General features: G+C 61.9%; 20 protein-coding genes, 1 tRNA gene and 1 pseudogene. 6 read left to right on the forward strand and 16 right to left on the reverse strand.

From position 1 onward, the window contains the following. Positions 1-8: 8 nt before the first annotated feature. Positions 9-971: a DUF1402 family protein gene (locus A3AU_RS0104180; protein WP_032916850.1), complete on the reverse strand. Its 963-nt coding sequence runs from the start codon at positions 969-971 to the stop codon at positions 9-11. Between the two features lie 242 nt (positions 972-1,213). Here A3AU_RS0104180 and A3AU_RS0104185 point away from each other — a divergent pair, with 242 nt between their 5' ends. After that, positions 1,214-2,299 (forward strand): glycoside hydrolase family 25 protein, encoded by a 1,086-nt coding sequence (locus tag A3AU_RS0104185; RefSeq protein ID WP_027051680.1) that lies wholly within the window; start codon positions 1,214-1,216, stop codon positions 2,297-2,299. A gap of 33 nt (positions 2,300-2,332) precedes the next feature. On the opposite strand, the gene A3AU_RS0104190 is transcribed toward A3AU_RS0104185, so the two are convergent. Beyond that, positions 2,333-2,515 carry a hypothetical protein gene (locus A3AU_RS0104190; RefSeq protein ID WP_027051681.1) on the reverse strand — a complete coding sequence of 61 codons (183 nt, stop codon included), beginning with the start codon at positions 2,513-2,515 and terminating at the stop codon, positions 2,333-2,335. A gap of 458 nt (positions 2,516-2,973) precedes the next feature. Then, a pseudogene (locus A3AU_RS1000000140260) lies at positions 2,974-3,126 on the reverse strand (VOC family protein); the annotation flags it as partial. Positions 3,127-3,324: 198 nt separating this feature from the next. Here A3AU_RS1000000140260 and A3AU_RS0104205 point away from each other — a divergent pair. After that, positions 3,325-3,774, forward strand: a complete 450-nt coding sequence (locus A3AU_RS0104205) for a lysozyme inhibitor LprI family protein (RefSeq protein ID WP_027051682.1) — start codon at positions 3,325-3,327, stop codon at positions 3,772-3,774. Between the two features lie 332 nt (positions 3,775-4,106). On the opposite strand, the gene A3AU_RS1000000138765 is transcribed toward A3AU_RS0104205, so the two are convergent. From A3AU_RS1000000138765 to A3AU_RS0104245, 7 genes are all read right to left on the reverse strand, one after another. Then, entirely contained in the window at positions 4,107-4,760 is a 654-nt protein-coding gene (locus A3AU_RS1000000138765) for a hypothetical protein (RefSeq protein WP_154674516.1), read from the reverse strand. Between the two features lie 289 nt (positions 4,761-5,049). After that, positions 5,050-8,832, reverse strand: a complete 3,783-nt coding sequence (locus A3AU_RS0104220; RefSeq protein ID WP_027051683.1) for a vitamin B12-dependent ribonucleotide reductase — start codon at positions 8,830-8,832, stop codon at positions 5,050-5,052. A gap of 671 nt (positions 8,833-9,503) precedes the next feature. After that, positions 9,504-9,815: a PilZ domain-containing protein gene (locus A3AU_RS0104225; RefSeq protein ID WP_027051684.1), complete on the reverse strand. Its 312-nt coding sequence runs from the start codon at positions 9,813-9,815 to the stop codon at positions 9,504-9,506. A gap of 116 nt (positions 9,816-9,931) precedes the next feature. Next, complete coding sequence (locus A3AU_RS0104230) at positions 9,932-10,420, reverse strand: NUDIX hydrolase (protein WP_027051685.1); 489 nt, start codon at positions 10,418-10,420, stop codon at positions 9,932-9,934. Between the two features lie 210 nt (positions 10,421-10,630). Further along, positions 10,631-11,131, reverse strand: a complete 501-nt coding sequence (gene gpt / locus A3AU_RS0104235) for a xanthine phosphoribosyltransferase (RefSeq protein WP_027051686.1) — start codon at positions 11,129-11,131, stop codon at positions 10,631-10,633. Positions 11,132-11,247: 116 nt separating this feature from the next. Then, positions 11,248-12,081, reverse strand: coding sequence for a universal stress protein (locus A3AU_RS0104240; RefSeq protein ID WP_027051687.1), 834 nt, complete (start codon positions 12,079-12,081; stop codon positions 11,248-11,250). 81 nt (positions 12,082-12,162) lie between these two features. Then, positions 12,163-12,906, reverse strand: coding sequence for a competence/damage-inducible protein A (locus tag A3AU_RS0104245; protein ID WP_027051688.1), 744 nt, complete (start codon positions 12,904-12,906; stop codon positions 12,163-12,165). 162 nt (positions 12,907-13,068) lie between these two features. On the opposite strand from A3AU_RS0104245, the gene A3AU_RS0104250 reads away from it, so the two are divergent. Continuing rightward, on the forward strand, positions 13,069-14,070 hold the full coding sequence (locus A3AU_RS0104250) for an alpha/beta fold hydrolase (protein ID WP_027051689.1): 1,002 nt from the start codon (positions 13,069-13,071) through the stop codon (positions 14,068-14,070). A 54-nt stretch (positions 14,071-14,124) separates the two neighbouring features. Beyond that, positions 14,125-14,409 (forward strand): hypothetical protein, encoded by a 285-nt coding sequence (locus tag A3AU_RS0104255; RefSeq protein ID WP_027051690.1) that lies wholly within the window; start codon positions 14,125-14,127, stop codon positions 14,407-14,409. Between the two features lie 101 nt (positions 14,410-14,510). On the opposite strand, the gene A3AU_RS0104260 is transcribed toward A3AU_RS0104255, so the two are convergent. From A3AU_RS0104260 to A3AU_RS0104275, 4 genes are all read right to left on the reverse strand, one after another. After that, entirely contained in the window at positions 14,511-14,750 is a 240-nt protein-coding gene (locus A3AU_RS0104260; RefSeq protein ID WP_019857848.1) for a DUF2188 domain-containing protein, read from the reverse strand. 29 nt (positions 14,751-14,779) lie between these two features. Further along, positions 14,780-15,058 carry a DUF982 domain-containing protein gene (locus tag A3AU_RS0104265; RefSeq protein WP_032916788.1) on the reverse strand — a complete coding sequence of 93 codons (279 nt, stop codon included), beginning with the start codon at positions 15,056-15,058 and terminating at the stop codon, positions 14,780-14,782. 133 nt (positions 15,059-15,191) lie between these two features. Then, complete coding sequence (locus A3AU_RS0104270) at positions 15,192-15,509, reverse strand: SH3 domain-containing protein (protein ID WP_027051692.1); 318 nt, start codon at positions 15,507-15,509, stop codon at positions 15,192-15,194. A 129-nt stretch (positions 15,510-15,638) separates the two neighbouring features. Beyond that, the gene (locus tag A3AU_RS0104275; RefSeq protein ID WP_027051693.1) at positions 15,639-16,742 is read right to left on the reverse strand and encodes an NADH:flavin oxidoreductase/NADH oxidase; all 1,104 of its coding nucleotides are present in this window, start codon (positions 16,740-16,742) and stop codon (positions 15,639-15,641) included. Between the two features lie 158 nt (positions 16,743-16,900). Between A3AU_RS0104275 and A3AU_RS0104280 the strand changes: the two genes are divergently transcribed. Beyond that, positions 16,901-17,479: an NUDIX domain-containing protein gene (locus tag A3AU_RS0104280; RefSeq protein ID WP_027051694.1), complete on the forward strand. Its 579-nt coding sequence runs from the start codon at positions 16,901-16,903 to the stop codon at positions 17,477-17,479. 116 nt (positions 17,480-17,595) lie between these two features. Further along, entirely contained in the window at positions 17,596-17,979 is a 384-nt protein-coding gene (locus A3AU_RS0104285) for a hypothetical protein (protein WP_154674517.1), read from the forward strand. 78 nt (positions 17,980-18,057) lie between these two features. Here A3AU_RS0104285 and A3AU_RS0104290 read toward each other — a convergent pair. Beyond that, positions 18,058-18,143, reverse strand: a tRNA-Leu gene (locus A3AU_RS0104290). A 281-nt stretch (positions 18,144-18,424) separates the two neighbouring features. Beyond that, on the reverse strand, positions 18,425-19,093 hold the full coding sequence (locus A3AU_RS0104295; RefSeq protein WP_027051696.1) for an outer membrane protein: 669 nt from the start codon (positions 19,091-19,093) through the stop codon (positions 18,425-18,427). Positions 19,094-19,101: the final 8 nt, after the last annotated feature.

Consider the following 19,101-nt stretch of genomic DNA (forward strand, 5'->3'; position numbering starts at 1 on the left):
AGCGTTTCTCAGCTGCCGCTGTCGAGCAGGCTTCTGAGGTCGTCGAGCTTGTCATTGACTAGCCAACCGTAATAATTCTCGACCGGCAGTTTGCGGCCCTTGCCGCCGGCCAGCGCCGCTGCCCGCTGCCGGGGCTGGCCGACATTGTAGAGGGTCGCGGTGATGCCGGGATTGCCCGAGATGTCAAAGCCCTGTTCCTTGTAGGCGTCGATGGCGTCGCGCACGATGGCGGCGATGTAGACGATGCTGCGGTCGGGATCCATGACGTCGCGATAGATCGCCTGCGGATGATCCGGCGTCAGCCTGTCGTAACCGCTTACACGGTTGACGAGATCGGTCACCTCGAGCGCGGTCAGCGGGCTGATCTGGCCGAGGCCGAATGTCTGGCCGGCGAAGAAGGGTTGGAAGAAGGCCTGCTGGAAGGTCATCGCGTCGTAGGTGACGCCGTCGACAGTCTTGCCGCGGAAATGCTCGACCCACACCCGGTCTCGGCAGCTCCACAGGGCGGCACTGTCCTTGGCCTCGGCGCAGGCCGCGAATTCCGGGCGCTGGACGAAGGTCTGCACCGGCACGCCCTTGTAGCGGAAGGCGAAGTCGAGGCCTGAATAGGACAGCGCCTTCACATAATAGGTCTGGACCGAGCCGACAGCCGTCACATTGTAGGTGTGTTCGCCGACCAGCGCCCCGATGATATGGATGGGGTCGATATCGTAGGCCGCAGCCACCTGCTTGATATGCGCCACCAGTTTCTTCTCGTGCTTCAGCAGCGCCACGATCTTCTCGTATTTTTCCGCGTAGGTGGTCTTGAAGGCGCGGGTTCGCGTCGCCGATGCATCCGGGATCGGCGGCTGCGTCTGCGAGCGATTCCCAGGGGGAACGACGGTCAGCGTGCTGGCATGCGCGGTCGCGGCCAGGAGCGCGCCGCCGCAGCAGAGGGCCGCGAGCAGGGGGACTAGAAGAAACCGCTGCAACGCAATCATCGCTCGCCTTTTTGGGAATCGTGGAGAGTGCCGACGGCAACCGCCGCATACCGTTCTCAACAGTCACATCATGGCGCTGTCAAGGCTGAGCCGGCCCGCGTTGGCGAATGCCTGAAACGGGTCACACATGGTAAAAAACTGATTCAAACTTTATTGGTAATTTCTCGTTCATAACTGGGCTGGTTGTCCGTCGGCCGTCGCCTTCGGTCTGTTGTGTTTGAGTACAGGTCCAGATGCGGTTACCAGGCGTCATCAGTTTCGTGATCGCATCGCTGTGCCTTGCCGGCTGTTCGTCGACATCTGGCATGGACGCGCTCGACATGCAGAAGCCGTCGAACGAAACCACCAGTTCGGTGGTGCGGCCAAGCGCGCCGGTCGCATCCGTTTCGACGGCCAAGGCCAGCAATGCGCGCAGACGGGCCGCGCCGGTCGACGACGCCCCCCGGCCTTTCAGCCTCGCGGAGGAAGAGACGGTGGCGTTTCCGGCGCCCGACCTGCCTGTCACCGCCGAGCCGCCGGCCGCCGAGGAGGCGGTCATCGAGCCGGCAGCCCTGGTCTCGCCGCCAAAGCTGCTGTCGCGGGCGGCGCCGCCGATGCTGGCCGGACCGGTCACCCGCTACGGTTTTCGCGATGCCAAGCCGATCGATTTCGGCCGCTCCTCGCCAAGGCATCTTGCCGTGCACGGCGTTGACGTATCGCGCTGGCAAGGTGACGTGAACTGGCAGAAGCTGCGCGCCCAGGGCGCCAACTTCGCCTACATCAAGGCGACCGATGGCGGCGACCATCTCGACCCGATGTTCATGAAAAACTGGCGCAATGCCGATGCCGCGGGGCTGAAGCGCGGTGCCTATCATTTCTTCTACTGGTGCCGCACCGCCGGCGAACAGGCCGACTGGTTCATCCGCAACGTGCCGAAGGTCGATGGCGCCTTGCCGCCGGTGATCGACGTCGAATGGAACGGCGACTCCTCCTGCCAGCGGCGCCCGTCGCGCGAAAAGGTGCTGGAGAAGATGCAGGTGTTCATGGACAAGCTGGAGCGCCACTACGGCCAGCGTCCGATCATCTACACCTCGCCCGATTTCTATCGCGACAACCTCCAGGGCGCCTTTCTCGACTACCCGTTCTGGCTGCGCGCCGTGGCGCGGCATCCGTCAAAGGTCTATCCCGGCCGCAAATGGCTGTTCTGGCAGTATTCCGGCTCCGGCCTGTCGCATGGCGTGACCGGCCGCATCGACCTCAACGTCTTCCATGGCGACGAGCGGCAATGGCGTGCCTGGGCAGGGGCCGGCGGCCGCCAGATGATGGCCGACGCGGATTAGGGCTCGCTTCGCCCTTCGTGCTGGTCCTGCCGCCTACTGGAGCTGGTTGCTCCCACCGTTTCTGTCCTCGCTCAGCCGCAGCCTTCTCCGCAACGCCATGATCTCGGCAATCGCGGCATCGATCATGGTGAGAAGTGTAAGCGTATCGTGCTGGGTTGGATCGGCTCGGACGTAGGCGAGCTGGTTGACGATATCGTCCTCGGGTTCGTCGCTCATGTCCGCTTTCCGGTTGCTATCTTCCAGACAGTCTCATTCGATCCGATCCGACGTCAAATTGCATCTATATCACTTCGTCGTGTGGCTGGCCGCCGCACGCCCCTATCCAACAACTATGATCGCCAAACCTATCTTGAGTGATGGCGACGCGATTCTTCGAAGGTGGCAAAGGCAAGAAACGCGGAGAATGCCGAGAAGGTAAGCAGCACTGCGGTGACAACCATCAGGTCGTAGGTCGACATCTTCATTCTCCCTTGGGTAATAGCCAAGGAGACAGCACCGGCGATGTGTACGCGTTGATCTGGATCAACCGATCTGTCGGTGCCGGCGCCCGGTTGGTTCGGTTGGAACGGTGTGTCCGGGTCATGCCTATCGAAAAACAGCGGAGGTTGACGGAGCTTAGGGGGCATGTCACCCCTTCCTCGCTACCTCTTCGTGCTGGCTGCTTCGCTAGAGGATCAGGTCGAGACCTCGCCGATCATCGCCTCGATGTTGTAGCCGTCGGGGTCAAGCACGAAGCGGGCGTAATAGTTCTGCGCATAATCCGGACGCGGGCCGGGGGCGCCATTGCCCGCGGCACCCGCTTCAAGTGCTGCTCGATAGAAGGCATCGCAGGGGGGGGTCGCTGTAGCCAGTGTCGGACTGGATGCTCAAAGAACAGCCGCAACGTCAAGTGTGACGACAGTTGCCCCGGGGCTCGCCGGCCGGTCTCTGCACCGACCTGCGTCCGGGCATATTGCCTTCACAATGGCGGAAGAGGATTCTGCGAGGCGCGGTTCTCACGGCGCTTGAGATATTCGGAGGACAAAATGCGGTTCGGCAGCGGAAGATTTTGGCTCATCGGCGCAGCGGCGGTCTGCCTGGCGGCATTCCTGTTGCCCGCGACCCCCATGGCATCGGGTTTGAAAGACGCGACCGCCGACACACTCGATCGCTGTCTGAATGATCCGGCCAATGGCTCGACCGCAGGCCAAACCGAATGCGAGGCGGCGGCAACCGATGAGTATGATCGCCGCGTGAATGCCGCCTATGCGACGCTCATGCACGAATTGCCGCGTGAGGCGGCACAACAGCTGCGCCTGTCGCAACGCGCCTGGCTGGCTTTTCGTGACGCGGAGGCGAAGGCGCGGGACGCGCTCTATGAAACGAGGCAAGGCACGATGTACGTGCCGATGCAGGCCGCCGACACGACCAATGTCATCCGCGATCGGGCGCTTCTGCTGGAAGGCTATGTCCGTGTCATGGCGATCGATAAATGATGGGTGGTTGCTTATGCTGCCTGGCCGGTCACGTCTAGCTAGACTTCGCGAAGCGTCGAGGCGCACTCGGGCGAAAGGTCGCCGAAAATCCGCAATTTTCCTGCGATCACCTTCGAATACAAGTTGGCGACAAGACATTTCGCGGCTCGCCATCAGATCGATCACGCAGGCTTATCGCGTCGGTGATGATATGCACCGTAGCGTGTGCGGACGAGCCTGCTCCGTTGCGGCCGCCCCTTGAAAAATGCGTTTGCTAGCCTGACGATGGTGTTAAATGTTGCTGGCTCGGCTCCCTTGTTCCCCCGACAAAGGAGCCGCGCGTAGCAATCCACTCATGCCAGCGGATGTGGTGGAGCCGGCGGAGTTCGCCGATCCTTCGTGGGCGCACGCAATTCTTCCTCAACGCTCAAGATAATTTCTTCGATCCTGAGCGCGAGATTGTGTCCAATAGCGACGTATCGATCATCCACAACTGACCAGAAAAGCTGGGAGTCGAGCAGTGATAGAACAACAAGATTATCTACCTCTGGGTAGCTTAGCTTGATCAACGAGAGGGTTCCGATAGTCAATCTGTTTGAAAGAGGGGGCTTCTTTGTATTCCAGAGATGAACGGCACATCGTTTGCCATCTATCACCGTCCCAAAATCGGCTGAGAAGCCGAGTTTGAAAACGGCGTTCGGGCTGGTGTAAATATGGGGCTTAACTTCAAAGAGTTTTGAGGGATGGGAAGTACGCCAATCCAAGAGGGTTGCGAGGCCTGCCTGGACGGAAGTGCGCTCTGGAAGTTTTGCTATGCGACCTACGGATTCGAGCACATTCTCTATGCTTTCGCCCTTCGCTAGCAATCGGTTAGCATGGAGGCGCAGCGAGCGATGAAAGTCATACGAGCTATCGCTTGGAGAAAGCCTTTTTCTCAATTCAGTACGCTGCGGCCTCGGATTGAGGGAGATCAATTTTAGATAAGCTGAGGTTCCAAAAGTAGACATTTTCTGTGTCCTGTTTTGCCTCAGCTACCTCGACTCTAAGTCCCGACTCCCCATATGGTAACCTTGCTACAGGAGAGGTCGTCAGGTCTCTTCGTCCCGCGTTGGCTTTGGCTCATTCGCGGTATCCAAGGCCGACCTCATGAGGGTCGGCCTTGGTGTTTTTGGAAGATGTCACATAAAGACATCGTTATGCGTTGTACTCTTTTTGTTCCTTTTGCCATTTCGGCCCGATCTTATTATGACCGGGCCGATGATGTTGCGCGTTCTAGCAGCGCCGCTTCGATTTTCCTCAGCTGCACCCGCTCGTGGCGCCGCAGGTATCGCACTTCTCACACGTCCCATTTCTTACCATCGTGAAATTCTGGCACTCGGAGCAGGAATTGCCGGTGTAGCCTTGCAGCAGTGACTTGGCGCGGCGGTCGGCGGCGAGTTTCTTCGCTTCGGCCGCCTCATTCGCCGCGGCATCGGTGAACAGCGCAGCCGTGGCATCCGACGTCTCGGAAGCAGCGCCCGCCGCTTCTTCGAAGGCGATGTCCTCGGCTAGTTCCTTGGCCCGCTCCTCATAGTCGCGCTTGTAGGCGACCGCCTCGTCGCTGGCCGGCTTCAACGCCAGCACGTTGGAGCCGGAGAAGGCGGTCGGCGCCGAGCGGGCAGGGGCTCCGGCACCGGCAAAGCCCTTCGGCTCGTTGCCGATCGCCCTCGAAACCAGCTTCACCGGCGAACCGCGGGTCAGGCCCTTGGAGACGGCGTCGGTCTTGCCTTCGCTGATGCCACGGCCAAGTGCGGTGTTGGAGAAGTCCGACTGGTCGACATGGGCAAGGTCGTTGCGGCCGAGATAGGAGATCGCCAGCTCGCGGAACACATAGTCGAGGATCGACGTCGCGCTCTTGATGGCATCGTTGCCGATGACCATGCCGGCCGGCTCGAACTTGGTGAAGGTGAAGGCGTGCACATATTCGTCGAGCGGCACGCCGTACTGCAGGCCGAGCGAAATGGCGATGGCGAAGTTGTTGAGAAGGCCACGCAGCGTGGCGCCTTCCTTGTTCATGTCGATGAAGATCTCGCCGAGGCGGCCATCATCATATTCGCCGGTGCGCAGGAAGATGGTGTTGCCGCCGATCTTGGCCTTCTGCGTATAACCCTTGCGGCGGCCAGGCAGCTTTTCCTGCTCGCGCGACACGCGCTCGATGATGCGCTCGACGATGCGTTCGGTGATCTGTGCCGCGCGTGCCGCCGCCGGAGCCGCGATCAGCTGTTCGACCGCCTCGTCCTCATCCTCCTCGCCATCGGCGAGCAGCGAGGCATTGAGCGGCTGCGACAGTTTCGAGCCGTCGCGGTAGAGCGCGTTGGCCTTCAGCGCCAGCTTCCACGACAGCATGTAGGCGCTCTTGGCGTCTTCCACCGTTGCATCGTTGGGCATGTTGATGGTCTTGGAGATGGCGCCGGAGATGAAGGGCTGCGCCGCCGCCATCATCTGGATGTGGCTGTTGATCGACAGCGAACGCTTGCCGATCTTGCCGCACGGGCTGGCGCAGTCAAACACGGCAAGGTGTTCGGCCTTGAGGAAGGGCGCGCCTTCCAGCGTCATCGCACCGCAGACATGGATGTTGGCGGCCTCGATGTCCTTCCTGGAGAAGCCCAGCGCCGGCAGCATCTCGAACGAGAAGTCGTTAAGCTGCTCGTCGGTGAAGCCAAAGGTCTCCTTCACCCACTCGGCGCCGAGCGTCCACTGGTTGAAAACGAACTTGATGTCGAAGGCCGACTTCAGCGCCGCATTGAGCGCCGCGATCTTGTCGTCGGTGAAGCCCTTGGCCTTGAGCGAGCCGGGATTGATTGCGGGCGCCTGGTTGAGATTGCCGTGGCCGACCGCATAGGCTTCCATCTCGCCGATCTGGGCTTCGGAGTAGCCGAGCGTGCGCAGCGCTTCCGGCACGGCGCGGTTGATGATCTTGAAGTAGCCGCCGCCGGCGAGCTTCTTGAACTTCACCAGCGCGAAGTCGGGCTCGATGCCGGTGGTGTCGCAATCCATGACCAGGCCGATCGTGCCGGTCGGCGCGATGACGGTTGCCTGCGCATTCCGGTAGCCATGCTCCTCGCCAAGCTCGATGGCGCGGTCCCAGGCGGCTTTCGCATGCTCGGCCAGCGCCTGCTGCTTGAGGTCGGAAGCGACCAGCGGCACCGGGTTGACGGCGAGCTTCTCGTAGCCGTCCTTGTCGCCATAGGCGGCGCGGCGATGGTTGCGCATGACGCGCAGCATGTTCTGGGCGTTACGGTCATAATCCGGGAAGGCGCCGAGCTCGGAGGCCATTTCGGCCGAGGTGGCATAGGCGACGCCGGTCATGATGGCGGTGAGCGCGGCGCAGATGGCGCGGCCCTCGTCCGAGTCATAGGGAATGCCCGAGGTCATCAGCAGGCCGCCAATGTTGGCGTAGCCGAGGCCGAGCGTACGGTAGTCGTAGGAGAGCTTGGCGATCTCCTTCGACGGGAACTGCGCCATCATCACCGAGACTTCGAGGACCATGGTCCACAGCCGCACCGTGTGCTCGTAGGCCGCGATATCGATCGTGCCGTCGGCGTTGCGGTAGGGCAAAAGGTTGATCGAGGCGAGGTTGCAGGCCGTGTCGTCGAGGAACATGTATTCCGAGCACGGGTTGGAGGCCCGGATCGCACCGGCCGAAGCGCAGGTGTGCCAGTCGTTCATCGTCGTGTTGAAGTGCAGGCCGGGATCAGCCGACGCCCAGGCGGCATAGCCGATCTTTTCCCAGAGATCCCTGGCCTTCAGCGTCTTCAACACCTTGCCGTCCTTGCGGGCGGTAAGGTGCCAGTCAGCGTCCTGCTCGACGGCGCGCAGGAAATTGTCCTTCAGCGACACCGAATTGTTGGAGTTCTGGCCTGAAACGGTCAGGTAGGCGTCCGAATCCCAGTCGGTGTCGTAGGTCTTGAACGACATCGAGGTGTAGCCCTGCTTGGCGAACTGGATGACGCGGTAGATGTAATTTTCCGGCACCGCCGACTTCTTGGCCGCCTTGATCTCGCGCTTCAGCGCCGTGTTGATGGCCGGGTCGAAGCAGTCATCGTCATGGCCTTCGCAATTGACGCAGGCCTTCATGATGGCTTCGAGATGCTTCTTGACGATCTTCGAGCCGGTCACCAGCGAGGCGACCTTCTGCTCTTCATTGACTTTCCAGTCGATGAATTCCTCGATATCGGGGTGGTCGGCGTCGACGATGACCATTTTGGCCGCACGGCGCGTGGTGCCGCCCGACTTGATGGCGCCCGCTGCACGGTCGCCGATCTTGAGGAAGCTCATCAGGCCGGACGAGCGGCCGCCGCCGGACAGCTTTTCACCTTCGCCGCGCAGCAGCGAGAAGTTGGAGCCGGTGCCGGAGCCGTATTTGAACAGGCGCGCCTCACGCACCCACAGATCCATAATGCCGCCCTCGTTGACGAGGTCGTCCTGCACGCCCTGGATGAAACAGGCATGCGGCTGCGGGTGTTCGTAGGAGGATTTCGACTTGGTCAGCTTGCCGGTGAAGGGGTCGACATAGAAATGGCCCTGGCTCGGACCGTCGATGCCGTACGCCCAGTGCAGGCCGGTGTTGAACCATTGCGGCGAATTCGGCGCGACGCGCTGGGTGGCCAGCATATAGGCAAGCTCGTCGCGGAAAGCGCGCGCGTCTTCCTCCGACTTGAAGTAGCCGCCCTTCCAGCCCCAATAGGTCCAGGTGCCGGCCAGCCGGTCGAACACCTGGCGGGCGTCGATTTCCGAACCAAAGCGCTCGGCCTCCGGCAGCTTGGCCAGTTCGGCATCGTCGGCGACGGAGCGCCACAGGAAGGAGGGGACGTCGTTCTCCTCGACCTTCTTCAGGCGCGCGGGGACACCGGCCTTGCGGAAATATTTCTGGGCCAGGATGTCGGCGGCGACCTGGGAGAACTGTGCCGGCACATCGATATTGTCGAGACGGAACACCACCGAGCCATCCGGATTCTTGATCTCGGAAAGCGCCTTGCGGAATTCGATCTCCGCATAAGCTGATTGGCCTTGCTTGGTGAAACGACGCTCGATGCGCATTGGTCCGGTCCTTTTGTCTATATATAGCGCTTTTCCGAGGGGATTTCTCTACCCCATTGCGAAACGCGCAGTCCGCCGCCGGCCGGCATTGCGAACAACGCCGGCATCTCCTCTTCGCAAGCTATTGCCACGCTCACGACAAAACGCCTTGCCAGGCGCTTGCCGAGACTGCCAACCGACCTTGCGGGTCCCTCAAGACTGATTTTTTCGATTCCCTCACTCGAGGGAAATTCACACTATCTAGCGTCGAACCTACCTGCAAACACTAAATATAGTATTAACAGACAATTTATTCCAGTCCGACAATTCTCCCTTTCGTCGCCCCAACACCCCACAATCCCAACGCTTCCGCCGGCCTCGTAAACAGGCGCAAATGCGGGAAAAAACGCACATAATCCGGGAAAAAAGACCGGGCTCAGAACTTTCCGGTCGCACTCTCAACAGGAGCGCATGGCCTATAAAAGGCGACTCGGTTTGCGCCGTCAAGGATTCGTTTGCGTAGCTTTTGTGACCCCAACATCTTGTGTGTCACGCATGTGGATAACGGGGATAGAAATGCGCCGTGCGATTGCCATTTCGGGCGGCGGATTTGCCAGCCGGCGACGGTCGGGAGGCGACAGCCGGGAGCGATCGGCTCGGCGGCAAAAGCCTCCCGGGCTCGCCCCCCGATGTCAGCCGTAATGCAGCTTCGGCTTCGGCTCGGTACCAGTAAACTGGACCCCGATCCTGTCGTTGCGGCGCCAGCGCACCTCGCAGCGATAAGCGACCCCGTCAAGCGGCACATAAAGAAGGAAACGATCGGGTACCCGCGACTCGAGCGGTATCTTCAATTCGGCCCCGCCAGCATGCTGGTTGCGCAGCATGACGGCGATTTCCGAATTTTGAATCCCGGTGATGATCGTCGCGCCCTTGAGCACGCGCGGACGATGCTCGCGCTGTGGCTCGCCGGGATCTTGCTGAAGTGAGTCTACAGGATTCGCCATTGATGAAACCCAGATTGGCACATCTTCTAGCGGGCAATGATTAGCAAACCCTTCACAGCCATGTCACAGGGGTTGTAAAGGCGCAACCAAATACACGGCATGCGGGCAATCCCCGCTCAGGCAAACCTATGCGGGTCGGCGCAGAAATAGGCGATGATCTGGCAAAGGTCCGGCTCGTTGACCATGCGTACTGCTTCGCTGGAACTGACCCATTTGCGGGTGCGGGAGTGCTTTTCCTTCCAGCGGTCGGCAATCTTGTCGACGAGCAGCGGAAACACCAGCACCTCGCAGGGCACTTCTTCGCCTGATCCCAGCACCTTGGCATAGAAGTAGCGGCCGGCTTCGAGATGAGAAACGCTTCCACGCAATCCGGCTTCCTCGCCGGCCTCTCGTGCCGCTGCCTCGCTGAGCGGCTCCCTGGCCTCCGGCCAGCCCTTTGGCAACACCCAGCGGCCGGTATCGCGGCTTGTGATCAGCATGATCTCGACGCCGTTTCCGGTATCGCGCCAGGGCAGGGCGGCAACTTGCAGGCGGCACGGCGCGTTGCCGAAGAGTCGCCGGACCCTGTCAGCCAGATGGTTATGCGTCGTTGGCCTCGTTAACATCGGAGAAGCTAGCCCCAGCCTCCAGAATCGTTTGCCACCTTACGAATCTTACGGCTAATTGTGACCAATAAAAGTAAAAACTTCGCTCAGGCCGGCCGATTTCCACCAACAGAGACCGATTCCATAGGATATCCTGCCCCGCAGACCCATGTGCCGAAGCGAATATTATCGCCGGTGACGGCGTAATTGGAAAAAGCGGCGTGTCGCGAATCAGCCGGCGTGGTCGTCGGCGATCGGCTTCTGATAGGTGAAGCCCATGTCCCAGGGGAAATAGATCCAGGTGTCCTGACTGACCTCGGTGACGAAAGTATCGACCAGCGGCCTGCCCTTCGGCTTGGCGTAGACGGTGGCGAAATGCGCCTTGGGCATCATCGCGCGCACGATGCCGGCGGTCTTGCCGGTGTCGGTCAGGTCGTCGATGATCAGCACACCGGCGCCGTCGTCGGCGAGCAGCGCGGGCGTCACCTCCTTCAGCACCTGCAACTGCCCCTGGCTGGTGTAGTCGTGGTAGGAGGCGACGCAGACCGTCTCGATGATGCGGATGCCGAGCTCCCGCGCAATGATCGCCGCCGGAACCAGACCGCCGCGCGTGATGCAGACGATCGCCTTCCATTGCCCTTTATTGGCGCCGGAAAGCCGCCAGGAAAGTGCGCGGGCGTCACGATGGAACTGGTCCCAGGAGACCGGAAAGGCTTTTTCGGGAAGGGACATTTTTCGCGCACTCCGCAGCACGCGAGAGCCGCGTGCACAAAAACAGGGGAATGCGCGCGGAATTAACTGGTAAACCGTGGACTTGGCAAGGGCGGCCGGCAGCGATGGCTGTGGACTTATCGCGACAGGAAGGCCGCCACCTGCGCCGTGCGCAGCACCGTGCGCGTCACTCCGCCGAACAGGAGCTGCCGCAGCCAGGAATGGCTATAGGCGCCAAGCACCAGGAGATCGGCGCCGGTCTCGGCGACCCGGTTCTGAATCATGTCGTCGACCGAGGCGCCGTCCGATTTCTGCACCGAGACACTGACCGCGGCGCCATGGCGCGACAGGGCCGACGCGATTTCGGCGCCGGCGGCCTCGGGGCTTTCGTCGAGCGTATCGGGCGGATCGATGACCAATATGTCGGTCTTTTCGGCCTCGATTATGAAGGGCAGGGCGTCGAAGGCGGCGCGTGCGGCCTCCTTGCTGCCGTTCCAGGCGAGCAGCACATGTTTGAATGTGGTGACCAGCGGACCGGTGCTCGGCACCACCAGCACCGGTCGGCCCGCATCATAGACCAGCGTGTCGACATCGGCGCCCGGGTCGCCGCCCGTCTCGCGTTGGGCAGCGATAATGAGATCGGCGGCGCGCACGCTTGAAATTCCGGTCAGCGCGCTGTCGCCAGAGAAGCTCTCCAGGCTGCGCCACTCGAAGGACAGGCCGGAATCCTCGATGCGCCGGAGGAACACGGCCTGCAGCTTGTCGGCCCGCTCCCGGTTCATGTCGGCGGAGACCTGCAGGAATTCCGTATCCGGAAAGCCCGTCGCCGAGGTGTAGGGTACCGGAACCGCCTCCGCATGGATGCCGATCAGATGGCTCTCGAAGCGGCTGGCGAGCGGAATGGCGCAGTCGAGCACGCGTTCCGCGTCCTGCTCGTTCTGCAGAATGGCAACGATGGTCTTGAAGCGCATGGTGATCCCTCAATCTGGCGAGCCTTGGAGCTCGCGTTCAGGAAAACGTCGCCGCGCAGGGCTTGGTTCCGGCCGGAGCCATCAACTCGCCGTCGCGGCGAAACCCGCCACCATCGCCTCGACATCGGCGCGCGCGGCGTCGAGCGCCGCCTGGCTGCGGGCGCGAACGACCAGTTCGGTCCAGAACTTGCCGTCGCCATACTTTGGATAGGAGCCGATGATCGTTTCCGGATGCGCTTTCTGGATCTCGCCCAACGGCCCGCCGACAAGGCCTTCGCCGAACGGACAGTGCACCGTGGCCGACAGCATTTTCGTGCCTGTCTTCAGCGTCGGCACGACATTGTCGAGCATGGCCTGGAAGATCGAGGGCACGCCGGCCATGACGTGGACATTGCCGATGCGAAAGCCGGGCGCCACCGATACAGGGTTGTCGATGTGGTCGGCGCCGCGCGGCATCCGCGCCATGCGCTTGCGCGCATCGGTGTATTCGATGCCGCGCGCCGCGTAGCTTTCGCCCAGCATCGCATAGGCCTTGGCATCGTATTCGCAGGGCACGCCGAACGCCTTGGCGATCGAATCGGCCGTGATGTCGTCATGGGTCGGGCCGATGCCGCCTGTGGTGAACACGTAGGTATAGCGCGCACGCACGGCATTCACCGCAGCTATGATCTCGTCTTCCTCGTCGGGAACGATGCGCACTTCCTTCAAGTCGATGCCGATTGCCGTCATGATGTCGGCGAGGTGGCCGATGTTCTTGTCCTTGGTGCGGCCGGACAGAATCTCATCGCCGATGACAAGCATGGCGGCGGTAACGATTTCAGGCATGGGAGGCTCCGGCTGACGGCTCGCCTGAGATAGCGCGCCGCGTGGCTGTCGGCAATGCCGCGCGGGCGGTGAGTATCGGTGTCCCGCTGCACCCGTTTCGATGCGAGGTTGCAGCGTGACCGGATGCGGGTAAGCTCAAACCGTTTCTGGTCCAGGTGAACAATGCCGTTATCGATCCTGTCTTGGCTGCTGGCCGTATTGTTGCTGGCGGTGCTGGGGGTGGCCTGCCTGGTGCTGGCGACGCTGTGGATCGCGGCAAAGGCGCGGAGACTGGTGCCGCCGGTCGGAAAATTCGTCGAGATCGACGGCAACCGCATCCACTATGTCGATGTCGGCGAGGGCAGGCCGATCGTCTTCCTGCACGGGCTTGGTGCGCAACTCCATCACTTCCGGCACACTTTGTTCGGCCATTTCGGCCCGGGCTACCGGTTGATCGCGCTCGATCGTCCGGGATCGGGCTATTCGGTGCGCGCGAACGGCGCCACCGGCCGGTTGCCCGAACAGGCGGCCCTGGTGCGCCGCTTCATCGAAAAGCTGGGGCTGGAAAGGCCGCTGGTGGTCGGCCACTCGCTGGGGGGCGCCATCACGCTAACCCTGGCCGTGGACCATCCCGACGCGATTTCGGGCATCGCCTTGCTGGCACCCTTGACACATCTGGAACCCGGCATGAGCGAAAAGGTCGGCGCGCTGTATATTCGATCGCGCCTATGGCGTTGGATCATGGCTTATACGTTGGCGATACCGACAAGCCTGCGATATGCGCGCCCGACAATGGAACTCGTGTTCGCGCCGCAGACCTTTCCCGCCAATTATATGGTCGAGGGTGGTGGGTGGCTCGGACTGAGGCCCCGTCATTTCCATGCGACGTCGAGCGATATCGTGGCCGTCGAACAGGATCTCGGACGTATCGAGCGACGCTATGGCGAAATTGCCATGCCCGCCGGCATCCTGTTCGGAACCGCCGACCGCGTCATCGACATCCGTATCCATGGCGAGCCGATGCTCGGCAGGATCGAAGGGCTCGATTTCGAGCCAGTCGACGGCATCGGCCATATGCCGCAGTTCATCGAGCCCAGGCGGGTCATCGATTTCATCGAGCGGATTGCCGGCCGTGCGTTTGCATCACCACAGCCTCACGACAATTTCAATGAACCAACCGGCTGACTGCCGGGTTTACCCCGTGTCGCACCCAAGGCGACCAAGACACGGAGTAATGCAATGTACACGAAACTGCTCGCGGCATCGGTTCTGACGATCGGTCTCGCCACGTCGGCGATGGCCCAGTCATCCGACGGCGCATATTCCAGCCATCACAACTGGTGGCCGTTCGGCAATGAAGAGTCTTCTGGCATCGACCAGAACACGACCGGAAGCATCAATGGCGACCGGTCCGGGCTGGACAGCCTAGGCAATTCGGGTCCGGCCGGCCCTTGTGCCTACAGCACGGCCGGGCCTGACGCGAATGCCCAGGGCAATGTGAACGATCAGTACTGCGGCAAATAATTCAGCCGCTGGGCAGCCGCTGGCCGCGGGATGTCGTCTCTCCTGACGTCCACGGTCGGCGCCCTGCCTGTTCCTGTCGTCAAACTCTTTTCGCGGATGATCTAGTCTGACACTTCGGTCTGTGGCCGGTCGCGGCCGTCGGCCAGTTCTTCATGCCATTTGCCGTCGGCATCCTCGTACTGGATGCCGTCCGTCGCGCCCGCCACCTGCTGCTCTGCCGAGGCGATCTCGGCGGCGCGCAGCGCATCCTGATGGGTGGGAAATGTCTCCGAGAAGGTCGAACCGACCTTGTAGGCCCAGCCGCCGTCATGCTCGACGATCTTGTAAGTCAGCTTCGCCATCAAAACCTCCGGTTGAAAGGTCCGCCTGCTCAATGCAGCCGGTCGTCGGGAAGCCTGTCGTCGGGCACCAGCACTTCCGATTCCCTGGCGGCCTCGATCAATGCCCGTCGCGCTTCCGCTGTCGAACGATAACCTTCCAGCACTTTGAGGCAAGTGTCGAGGGCGTCACGATGGCGCGGGCCGCGATTGAGCGGCCACACAGTCATCAGGCACTCCGCCGCTTCCTGCGTGCTGCGGATATGGCGATATTTGCCGACATGGCCAAGTTCGACCACGACCGGCGTTTCAAAGGGCTTGTTGTCCATCATGGCCGCAACGCAAAACAGCCAATTTGGTTGCAAACGTGGCGCGAAACCTGCGCCCAAACGTCTCAGCTTTCATTTGGAGACTCTGCTCCGGCGGTCGTCCGAGCCCCCCCCGGAGCGACATCGAAACAGCAGCTCAATAGCCGCAATCGTTGCGTAGCCAGCGTGCGTTCGCCCAGCCGGTCGTGCCGCCGATTTCGACCTGGTACCAGTTGCCGCGCCGGTCGAATATCTCGGTGTGATCGCCGTTGAAAAGCTGTCCGATCATCCGCGATGACGAGTTCGGCCGTGCCCGCACGGCGAGAAAGCCGCTGCCTGTGGCCAGATTGTAGCGCCCCGACAGGCCGTGCACCGTGCCCTCGCAATACTGCGCGACGCTCGCCGTCGATGAATTGAGCCAAAAACCGGTCGCCGCCGCCAGCATTGCAGCCGGCAAGAATGCCCTGAACGACATGATTACCTCCCAAGCCCGGCCGCGCCCGCCGCAGCCCTCACCCAACGTAACAGTTCGCGGCAAGAATTGAAGCCGCGTTGTCGCAATCGGGCAGGGCAGGATCGTGTCGATTTCGGCAGGCCGGGCCGGTCAGCCCGCCGCCTTCATCCAGTGCTGCATCGTCGTCACCGAGCGGGCGAGCTGCGGCGCCGGATGAATCTTTTCGCTGAACGTGGCTGCCGCGCGCCAGCCCCAGCGCGGATCGGCCAGGAAGGCGCGCGCCAGCGCCACCATGTCGGCGCGACCCTCGGCGATGACGGCCTCGGCCTGCCTGGGATCGTCGATCAGGCCGACGGCGCGGGTCGCGATGCCGGCGCCGTTGCGCACGGCTTCCGCCAGATGCACCTGGTAGCCGGGGCCGGTGGGCAGTTTCTGCAATGGCGAATTGCCGCCGCTGGAGCAGCAGAGATAGGCGACGCCCTCGGCCTTCAGCGCTTTCGCCACCGCGATTGCGTCGTCGACGTCGAAGCCGCCGTCGACCCAGTCCTTCACCGAGAGCCGCGTGCCGAGCATCAGCTTCGGCACCGCCTTCTTCACGGCCCGGGCGATTTCGACGACAAGGCGCATGCGGTTGTCCAGCGACCCGCCCCAACGGTCGGTGCGCTGGTTGGACAGCGGCGACAGGAACTGGAAGATCAGGTAGCCGTGTGCGGCGTGCAGTTCGATGAAGTCGAAGCCGGCGCGTTCGGCCCGCTTGGCGGCTTCGACGAACCGCTCGATGAGCTGCAGGACCTCCTCGTCTTCCAGCGCGTGCGGCACGTTCCAGCCGGTGTCGTAGGCGATGGCCGAGGCCGAGACGGTCTGCCAGGGATCTTCGTTCGGCTGCAGCGGCCCGCCGCCTTCCCAGGGCTTGCGGTTCGAGGCCTTGCGGCCGGCATGCGCAAGCTGTGTGCCGAATTTCGTGCCCGGTGCTGCGACGCGTCGGGCCGCGTCCAGCGTGCGCCGCGCCGCGGCTTCGTTGTCATCGGAATAGAGGCCGAGGCAGCCATGCGTGATGCGCCCGCGGCGCTCGACATCGGTCATCTCCACCGTGATCATGCCGGCGCCGGACATGGCCAGGTTCATCCAGTGGTAGAGATGCCAGTCGCTGGCTGAGCCGTCCTCGGCCGAATACTGGCACATCGGCGCCACCGCGATGCGATTGGGAAAGCTCAAACCGTCGAGCGTGATCGGCTGGAAAAGCGATGTCGTCATGAAAGGACTCCGGGAGGGGAACGCGCTATTTAGGCAACGGAACCCTCCCATACCACACACGAGAGAGTGAAGCGCGTCCTGGACCAATCGCCGACCCGATTGCGCCGCCGCCGCTTCGCGGCTACGCCTGCGCTCGGCGGCAAATACCGAGGTATCCAATGGAAGATCGCATTCGTATCCGTTCCGAGGAGGTTCTTTCGGACGACTGGGCGGTGCTGAAGAAGACCGTGCTCGACTATCGGCGGCGTGACGGCCACTGGCAGACGCAAATCCGCCAGACCTATGATCGCGGCGACGGCGCCGTGATCCTGCCCTACGATCCTCAGCGTTCGACGGTGCTTCTGGTGCGTCAGTTCCGTTATCCCGCCTATGTCACCGGCCACCGCGAGCCGCTGATCGAGGCCTGTGCCGGGCTGCTCGACGAAAACGATCCGGAGACCGCCATCCGCAAGGAAGCCGAGGAAGAACTCGGCTACCGGTTGAACAAGATCGAGCGGCTGTTTTCGCCTTACATGAGCCCGGGCAGTGTCACCGAAAGGCTGTGGTTCTTCGTCGCCCGCTATTCACCCGCCGACCGCATCTCGGCCGGCGGCGGCGCTCCGGAAGAAGGCGAGGACATCGAGGTTCTGGAAATGCCGCTCGACGATGCGCTGGCCGGCATCGCCGACGGCCGCATCGTCGATGCCAAGACCATCATCCTGATCCAGCATTTGAAGCTGAACCCCATCACTGCTTGAATCCCAGGTTTGATCTACGCTCGCCGCTTTCAGCCTGTCGCCGACGATTTGACTTGGAGCAATGCGGCACCGGGTTACCGGCCGTAGAGATCGGGTTCAATCGTAGGGATTTGGATATGATTTTTCATGCAACGACGAGAAGCGCGGCGCTCGGCACGGTCGTCTCGATTCCAGCCATGGGAGCCGCTACGCTGCCGAGGACTTCTGCCGCGAACGTGAACGAAAGCCCGATCCTGGCGGGCTTCCGGCGTTGGGAAGCGCTTAGGAATTCGATCTCTTTTGGCATTTCCGACAATGATCTGAAGCGTATCCACAGGGGTATGTCGGAAATCGTGGGAACTATGTTGGCAATACCGGCCACAACCACCCATGAATTCGCGGCGCAGTTTATGGTCGTTTGCAGCGGCGACGAGATCGAATACCGGCAGGCTGCGCGCGAACTCCATGCTCACGCACAAACCCTGGTCGGTATGGCGTCACTATGTACAGGACACCACTGATTCAACGGCCATCGTGCCCGATGTCTCCGTGACCGGCGTTGCGCCCCTCCAACTCGCCCAGCGATATTTCTTTGAACGTGGTGCGGACGACGGGAATCGAACCCGTACGATCAGAGATCGAGGGATTTTAAGTCCCTTGCGTCTACCAATTCCGCCACGTCCGCAGATCAGCCCTTTTCAGATGCCAAAGACAAGCCGTCAAGTCGTGATCTTGGCCATGCCTGAACGCGCACCCCAGACGACGGCTTATGGCGATACTGGTGCGATCACGGAATTATCCGCGCCGCGGCCACTGGTAGGATGTTCATGCGGCGGATTTGATCCGCCAAGGCCGGCGCCTTCAGGCCCAACCCAATCCCCCCGCCCACTGGGGGCGTCGGCCGCCCCTCTCATCGAGATTGTTTACTACGTCACGGCGTTCGCTCGCCGGTCGCTATTGGCGCGCTCAGAACTTGTAGCTCAGATTGATGCCGACGGTGTTCAGCTTCGTGTCCTGGTCGCGGGCCACGAAATCGGCGGATCCATCATAGTGCTCGGAGCCGAAATCGTAGTAGCGATACTGCGCGCCGACAATGAACTTGTCTGTCAGCGCATAGTCGACGCCGGCACCCACACTCCAGCCAACAGTCGTGCGCGTCTCGGCGAATGCGGATCCCGCGGCTTGCGACGTCTCGATACCGGCGAAGGCGATGCCGCCCATGCCGTAGACCAGCACACGATCCATTGCATATCCGGCCTTGGCGTTGACCGACCCGAACCATTTGATATCGGTGCCAACGACATTTCCGGGTCCGCCGAGTTCCGCCGTGCCATCGATCGAGGAATAGTTGAGATCGGCTTCGGCGCCGATCACCGCCTGGTCGAACTGCCACAGCCCGGCGACGTGCCCGCCGATGAAACCGCCATCAATGTCGGGCGAGACGGAAAACGGTCCACCGTCGTTCCCCGAGATATCGGATTGGCCCCAGCCATAACCTGCCTGCAGGCCGGCATAGTATCCGGTCCAGTCGAAGCCGGGCGCGGTCATCGGCAAGTCGACTGTCGGGTCGGCCGCGAGAGCCGGCATGGACAGGACGGCAAGAAGGCCGGCACTGGCGACGACAAGGCGATACATTCGAACTC

Origin of the sequence: Mesorhizobium erdmanii USDA 3471 (genome assembly GCF_000472705.1) — a bacterium.
Classification (GTDB): domain Bacteria; phylum Pseudomonadota; class Alphaproteobacteria; order Rhizobiales; family Rhizobiaceae; genus Mesorhizobium; species Mesorhizobium erdmanii.